Genomic DNA, 3,181 nt, shown 5'->3' on the forward strand with positions numbered 1-3,181 from the left:
ACCTCGCCAACAACTACGGTCCGCCCTACGGCTCGGCCGAGACGAACTTCGGCCGCATGATGCGGGAGGACTTCGCGCCGTACCGCGACGAGCTCATCATCTCGTCCAAGGCCGGCTACGACATGTGGCACGGCCCGTACGGCAACGGCGGTTCGCGCAAATACCTCATCGCGAGCGCCGAGCAGTCGCTGCGCCGCATGAGCGTCGACTACGTCGACGTCTTCTATTCGCATCGGGTCGACCCCGACGTGCCGATCGAGGAGACCGTCGGCGCCCTGGACACGCTGGTGCGCCAGGGCAAGGCCCTCTACGTCGGCATCTCGTCCTACAGTGCCGAGCGCACGGCGGTCGCGGCATCCGTCGCCCGTTCGCTGGGCACGCCGCTCGTGATCCACCAGCCCGCCTACTCGATCCTCAATCGCTGGGTCGAGGACGGCCTCACCGGCGTCCTGAGGCAGGAGGGCATGGGCGCGATCGCGTTCACGCCGCTCGCCCAGGGGCTGCTGACCGACAAGTACCTGGGCGGAGGCGACGCGGATCGCGCCCAGCAGCGCCGCTCGCTCCCGTCTGGTCCGCTCAGCGACAACGGCCTCGCGACCCTGCGGGGCCTGGACGTGATCGCGAAGGAGCGCGGCCAGTCGCTCGCGCAGATGGCGATCCAGTGGGTGCTGCGCGATCCGGTGGTCGCCTCGGCGCTGATCGGCGCCTCGCGGCCGGCGCAGCTCGACGAGAATCTCGCGGCCCTGCGGGGTCCCGCCTTCTCGACCGAGGAGATCGAGCGGATCGACGCGCTCTCGGACGGCATCGACGTCGACCTGTGGGCGGAGTCGGCCACCTCGTGAGCGAAGCCTTCGCCGAAGGCCGCGTCCATGTCAGGGCGCCGGGCAAGCTGAACCTCTTCTTCGAGGTCGGTGCGGTGCAGGACGACGGCTATCACGATGTCGCGTCGGCGTATCAGGCCGTCTCGCTGTACGAGGACGTGTGGGCGAGCCACGCCGACGACTTCACGATCAACGTCTCGGGAACCGTCGACGTCACCGGCGTGCCCGCCGACGACCGCAACCTTGCGGTGCGTGCGGCGCGCCTCGTGGCGCAGCGGATCGGGTATCGCGGCGGGGTGCACCTCGACATCGCGAAGTCGGTTCCGGTCGCCGGCGGCATGGGCGGGGGCTCCGCGGATGCCGCGGCCGCCCTGGTCGCGTGCGATGCGCTGTGGGGCGCCGACCTCGGCGGCGCCGAGCTGCACAAGCTCGCCGCGAGGCTCGGGGCCGACGTGCCGTTCGCGCTCATGGGCGGGACGGCGGTCGGAACCGGCCGCGGCGATCAGCTGAGCCCCGCGCTCGCGAAGGGCCGCTTCGACTGGATCGTCGTCCCGTCGGACGACGGGCTGTCGACGCCCGAGGTCTACGGGCACCTCGACGCGCTGCGGAGCGCACACGACATCGCGTCGGTCGTGCGCGTGCCCGAGATCGACCCCGCGGTGCTGCAGGCGCTGCGCGCCGCCGACCCGGTCGCCCTCGCCGAGCACACCCGCAACGACCTGCAGGCGGCGGCGCTGTCCCTGCGCCCGGGCCTGCGCGACGTCCTCGAACTCGGCGAGCGGTCGGGCGCCCTGGCCGGGATGGTGTCGGGATCCGGGCCCACGCTGGCGTTCCTGGCCGGAGACCCCGAGTCGGCGCTCGAGCTGCAGATGATGCTCTCGGCGTCCGGGCTCACGGCGCTCCACGTGCACGGCCCCGTCGCGGGTGCGCGCGTGGTGGGTTCTTGACGATCGAACGACACACAGGAGCTGAGATGTCCACCACTGTCCGAGGCGCCGTCGCCTCCGAGGCCGATCGCGCCGCGTTCCGCGCCGGGCCGGTCGATGAGCAGTCGCGCGCCCGGCTGGCCGAGAGCGGCCTGGACTACCGGCGCACGACGGTCGACGGCGACGACTTCGCACCCTGGCTGCAGTCGGTCGCCCGCGGATTCCAGGACGGCGAGCGCACCGCCGAGCACGTCGCCGCGGCGCGCGCGCGATCGGGGTACCGGCGCCTGACCGGCGTCTACGACCCCGCGGCGCCCGTGTCCGAGGCGCCGGTCGCGACCATCGCGTCGTGGCTCGGCGAGTTGACCGTGCCCGGCCACGCCGCCGTGCCCGCGTGCGCGATCTCCGCCGTCACCGTCGCGCCGACGCACCGCCGGCGGGGGATCGCGCGGGCGATGCTCGAGGGCGAGCTGCGTGCGGCAGCCGACGCCGGCATCCCGGTCGCGATGCTCACCGTGAGCGAGTCGACGCTGTACGGGCGCTACGGATTCGCGCCGGCGGCGGCGAGCGCGTCGTGGCGCATCGAGACGCGGCGCGCCACCTGGATAGGGCCTCGCCCGGACGGGCGCGTGGACTTCATCGCCCGGGAGACGCTGCGTGAGCTCGCCCCCGGGCTGCACGAGCGCGTGCGGCTGAGCGCCGCGGGAGAGATCGACGTGCCGGGATCGCACTGGGACGGCTTCGCCGGTACGACCCCCACCGCCGAGAAGGCCGGCGACAAGCGGGCGATCCAGTACACCGACGCCACCGGCGAGGTGCGGGGGCTCGCGCTGTACACCGTGAAGGAGAATCACGACGACTTCACGAAGGCGACGGTGCGCGTCGTCTATCTGCTCGCCGACGGCGACGACGCGTACGCCGCGCTGTGGCGCTTCCTGCTCGAACTGGACCTCGTCGCCGAGGCGCACGCCGACGAGCTCTCGGTCGACGAGCCCCTGCGCTGGATGATCGCCGACCAGCGCGCCGCCACGGTCACGGTGCGCGACCACCAGTACGTGCGCATCCTCGACGTGCCCGCCGCGCTCGAGGTGCGGCGGTTCGGCGCCCCCGGCATCCTCGCCCTCGACGTGAGCGACGCCCTCGGCCACGCGGCCGGCCGCTACCTGCTGGAGGTGGACGCCGACGGTGCGGGCCGGGTCCGCGCCGCTGAGGGTGATCTGCCCGCGGGTGCCGTCGAGGTCTCGCTCGGGATCGAGGAGCTCTCGGCCGTCTACCTCGGCGGGGTGTCGCTCGCGACGCTGGCCGCGGCGGGTCGCGTGCGGTCCGAGGATCCCTCGGCCGCCGCTCGCGTCCTCGCGTGGCACCGAGCGCCCCGCCTGAGCATCTGGTACTGAACCGGACGCGGGCGGGGACGGGGCCCGCACTCGCCTAGCC

Annotated in this window: 3 protein-coding genes; all 3 read left to right on the forward strand. The window is 73.3% G+C overall.

Annotation, left to right across the window (positions count from 1 at the left end):
* On the forward strand, positions 1-842 hold an 842-nt coding region (locus ACE3O1_RS15190), incomplete at its 5' end, for an aldo/keto reductase (protein ID WP_374316478.1).
* Positions 839-1,768, forward strand: a complete 930-nt coding sequence (locus ACE3O1_RS15195; protein WP_374316480.1) for a 4-(cytidine 5'-diphospho)-2-C-methyl-D-erythritol kinase — start codon at positions 839-841, stop codon at positions 1,766-1,768. The genes ACE3O1_RS15190 and ACE3O1_RS15195, both read left to right, overlap by 4 nt.
* Before the next feature lie 26 nt (positions 1,769-1,794).
* Positions 1,795-3,141, forward strand: coding sequence for a GNAT family N-acetyltransferase (locus ACE3O1_RS15200; protein WP_374316482.1), 1,347 nt, complete (start codon positions 1,795-1,797; stop codon positions 3,139-3,141).
* Positions 3,142-3,181 lie beyond the last annotated feature (40 nt).

This window comes from Microbacterium sp., from assembly GCF_041909575.1.
Taxonomy (GTDB): Bacteria; Actinomycetota; Actinomycetes; order Actinomycetales; family Microbacteriaceae; genus Microbacterium.

Coding starts and splice junctions, on each gene's coding strand:
- ACE3O1_RS15200 (WP_374316482.1), top strand. CDS start 1,795: ATGTCCACCACTGTCCGAGGCGCCGTCGCCTCCGAGGCCGATCGCGCC.